This is a genomic window from Arenimonas sp., assembly GCF_019459675.1.
Taxonomy (GTDB): domain Bacteria; phylum Pseudomonadota; class Gammaproteobacteria; order Xanthomonadales; family Xanthomonadaceae; genus Arenimonas.
Window position 1 is genome coordinate 1 of the sequence record NZ_JAIBFH010000389.1, and the last position, 3,618, is coordinate 3,618.

Below are 3,618 nucleotides of genomic sequence, written 5' to 3' on the forward strand. Positions count from 1 at the left end.
GCGGCCAGGGCCCGCGCGCCAACGGCATGCCCGAACTGCACAAGCTCACGCCCGCGCTGGCGGTGATGCAGGACCGCGGCCAGCGCGTGGCCCTGCTGACCGACGGCCGCATGTCCGGTGCATCGGGCAAGGTGCTGGCCGCCATCCACGTGGTGCCCGAGGCCGCCTGCGGCGGCGCCATCGCGCGGCTGCGCGAAGGCGACGTGGTGCTGATCGACAGCGACGCCGGCCTGCTGCAGGCCCAGGTGGACGCCGCCGAGTGGGACGCGCGCACGCCGTGGACGCCCGACCTGTCGGGCAACCGCCACGGCGTAGGCCGTGAGCTCTTCGGCCTGATGCGCGCGCATGCGAACTCGGCCGAAGAAGGCGGCAGCGCGCTGTTCGTGGAAGGCTGAGATGACCGGCGCCGACCACCGCCACTGCGACCTGATCGCCGACATCGGCGGCACCAACGCCCGCTTCGCGCTGACCGACCCCGGCCTTCCCGAGCCTGAGCTGCTGCACGTGCACAGCCTGCCCAATGCCCGGTTCGCCAGCCTGCAGCACGCGGCCGAACACTACCTGGCGCAGGTGGGCGCAGCGCCACGGCGCGCGGCCATTGCGGTGGCATCACCGGTGGCCGGCGACGAGATCCGCCTCACCAATCGCGCGTGGTCGTTCAGCCGCGCCGAACTGCAGGCCACGCTGAATCTTTCGCACCTGGCCATCATCAACGACTTCGGCGCCGTGGCCTGGGCGGTGCCCAGCCTGCGCCCCGCCGACCGCGTCACCCTGCACGGCGCGGCCGACGCCCCGCTGCGCGGCCCGGTGTCGGTGCTGGGCCCGGGCACCGGCCTGGGCGTGGGTCTGCTGGTAGGCGAGCCGGGCAACTGGCACGTGGTGGAAACCGAAGGCGGCCATGTCAGCCACGCCCCGCTGGGCGACGAGGAGCTGGCGATTTCGCGCTGGGTCACCGCGCGCCACGGCCGATGTTCCACCGAACGCCTGCTGTCGGGCACGGGGCTGTCGTACATCGACGCCGCGCTGTCGGGCGTGCCGCCGGGCATCAACCCCACCCCGCTGCGCGACCCGGCCGCCATCGTCGACGCCGCGCTGGCGGGCCACGACCTGGTGGCGCGCCGCACGCTGGCGCGCTTCTGCGCCATGCTGGGCAGCGTGGCCGGCGACACCGCGCTGATCCACGGCGCGCGCAGCGTGGTGATTGCCGGCGGCATCGTGCCGCGCTTCATCCCGTTCCTGCGCAGCAGTGCGTTCCGCGAACGCTTCCTCGCCAAGGGCCGTTTCGCCGCGCACCTGGAATCGGTGCCCATCCACGTGGTTACCCACGCGTCGCCCGGACTCTTGGGCGCCGCGGTCGCACTGCGCCAAGGCGCCGGAGTCCCCGCATGAAGACCGCCCGTATCGACGCCCTGCTGGCCCAGGCTCCGGTGTTGCCGGTGCTGGCCTTCGACAGCCTGGACCACGCCGTGCCGCTGGCGCGCGCGCTGGTGGCCGCGGGACTGCCCGTGCTGGAAGTGACCCTGCGCAGCGCGATCGCCGTCGAAGCCATCCGCCGCATCGTCGGCGAAGTGGAGGGCGCGCTCGTCGGCGCCGGCACCGTACTCACGCGCGCCGACCTGGACGCCGTGCGTGCCGCGGGCGCGCAGTTCGCCATCTCGCCCGGCGCCACGCCCGCCCTTTACGACGCCGCCGCCGACAGCGACTTGCCCTTCCTGCCTGGCGTGGCCACGGCCAGCGAACTGATGGCCGGCATCGAGCGCGGGCTCGCGCGCTTCAAGCTGTTCCCGGCCTCGAGCCTGGGCGGGCCGGCGCTGCTGAAGGCCTGGGCCGGGCCGTTCCCGGGCGTGCGCTTCTGCCCCACCGGCGGCATCGACGCCGCCAGCGCTCCGGCCTGGCTGGCGCTGGGCAATGTGATGACCGTGGGCGGCTCATGGATGGCCCCGGCCGCGCGCGTGGCTGCGGGCGACTGGGCGGGCATCGCCGCCCTGGCCCGGGCCTGTGCGGCGCTCAGGCCGCTCCCGGGCTGAATCGGCCGGCGCGGTATCCGCACGGGGGCGAATGGCGGCAGAATAGAGCAATGACTCGAGCCGCCGCATGAAGCCCAAGGTCACCTCGTTCGACATCGCGTTCCGGGCGGGCGTGTCGCAGGCCACGGTGTCGCGGGCGCTGCGCGGCAGCCCCCTGGTCAGCGCCGAAACCCGGCAGCGCGTGCAGGCCATGGCCAAGGAACTGAACTACAAGGTCGACAAGAACGCCTCCAGCCTGCGCCGCCAGCGCGCGTCCACCCTGGCCCTGCTGCTGTTCGAAGACCCCACCAGCGACGATTCGCTGATCAACCCCTTCTTCCTGTCCATGCTGTCGTCCGTCACGCGGGCATCGGCCCGCCAGGGGCACGACCTGCTGGTGTCGTTCCAGCAGATGTCCGACGACTGGCACGCCGAATACCAGGACAGCCACCGCGCCGACGGCGTGATCCTGCTGGGCTACGGCGACTACCTGGCCTACCGCAGCAAGCTCGAGCGGCTGGTGGAGGAAGGCATGCACTTCGTGCGCTGGGGCTCGGCGGTGGAAGACCAGCACGGCGTGTCGATCGGCTGCGACAACCACCAGGGCGGGCAGCTGGCCGGGCGCCACCTCGTGACGCTGGGGCGCCGCCGCATCGCCTTCATCGGCACCGCCACGCTGCAGTGCCCGGAATTCCTGGACCGCTACCTCGGCTTTGGCGACGCGCTGGCCGAGGCTGGCCTGCCGATGGAGGAAGCGCTGCGCATCGACGCCAGCGATTCCACCGAAGAAGTGGGCTACGTCGCAATGAAAGCGCTGCTGGCGCGCGACGTGCCGTTCGACGGCGTGTTCGCCGCCAGCGACCTGCTGGCAATCGGTGCGCTGCGCGCGCTGGCCGACGCCGGCCGGTCCGTGCCGGGCGACGTGTCGGTGGTGGGCTTCGACGACATCCCGATGGCCAGCTTCAGCAACCCGCCGCTGACCACCGTGATGCAGGACACGCGCCTGGCCGGCGAGCGGCTGGTGGCCAGCCTGATCCGGCAGATCCAGGGCGAGCGGGTGGACAGCGAAATGCTGCCCACCCGGCTGGTCATCCGCCGTTCGTGCGGCGCGCCTTCCGCGCCATGAGCTCCGCCAGCCGGGCCGCCAGGCCAGGCTCGGTCACCGCCCCATCCAGCAGGAACACTTCGGCGCCGTGCGCCGGCACCGTGGCCTCCAGCGCGCCGCCCGCGGCCACCGTTGTTTCACCGCCGGCCAGGGCCGCGCGCCAGGTGCCGGGCTGCAGGTAGCGCTGCACGCGGAAATCCTCGGGCGCATCGCCCTTGTTGATCAGCACCAGCGCCAGCTGCGACACGCCGCCGTGCTGGAACACGCGGTAAAACGCCGCGCGGTCGCCGGCCAGCTCCAGGTTCACCTGCAGGCCGCGCTGCAGCGCCGGCGACGCCGCGCGCACGCGCGCGATGCGGCGCAGCGCCTGGTGGATGCGATGGTCCGGCGCCGCATCCACCCGTTCCTGGCCGAAGTAGTTGCGGTTGCCGCTGTGTTCGACCCGCCCGCGCATGAAGCCCACTTCCGAACCGTAATAGACCACCGGCGTGCCGCGCGCGGTGAACA

General features: G+C 72.8%; 4 protein-coding genes and 1 pseudogene. 4 read left to right on the plus strand and 1 reads right to left on the minus strand.

All coding sequences use genetic code 11. From position 1 onward, the window contains the following. The 4 genes from K0M70_RS12855 to K0M70_RS12870 all read left to right on the plus strand — a co-directional run. Positions 1-395, plus strand: a 395-nt coding sequence (locus tag K0M70_RS12855; protein WP_290782552.1) for a dihydroxy-acid dehydratase, incomplete at its 5' end; no start/stop codon positions are given. A gap of 1 nt (position 396) precedes the next feature. Next, positions 397-1,389 carry a glucokinase gene (gene glk, locus K0M70_RS12860; RefSeq protein WP_290782554.1) on the plus strand — a complete coding sequence of 331 codons (993 nt, stop codon included), beginning with the start codon at positions 397-399 and terminating at the stop codon, positions 1,387-1,389. After that, positions 1,386-2,027, plus strand: coding sequence for a bifunctional 4-hydroxy-2-oxoglutarate aldolase/2-dehydro-3-deoxy-phosphogluconate aldolase (gene eda, locus K0M70_RS12865; protein ID WP_290782556.1), 642 nt, complete (start codon positions 1,386-1,388; stop codon positions 2,025-2,027). The genes glk and eda overlap by 4 nt, the downstream gene beginning before the upstream one ends. A gap of 67 nt (positions 2,028-2,094) precedes the next feature. Next, positions 2,095-3,132: a LacI family DNA-binding transcriptional regulator gene (locus K0M70_RS12870; RefSeq protein WP_290782558.1), complete on the plus strand. Its 1,038-nt coding sequence runs from the start codon at positions 2,095-2,097 to the stop codon at positions 3,130-3,132. Here the strand turns inward: K0M70_RS12870 and K0M70_RS12875 are convergent. Beyond that, positions 3,095-3,618, minus strand: a pseudogene (locus K0M70_RS12875) (cyclomaltodextrin glucanotransferase); the annotation flags it as partial. The gene K0M70_RS12870 and the pseudogene K0M70_RS12875 overlap by 38 nt on opposite strands.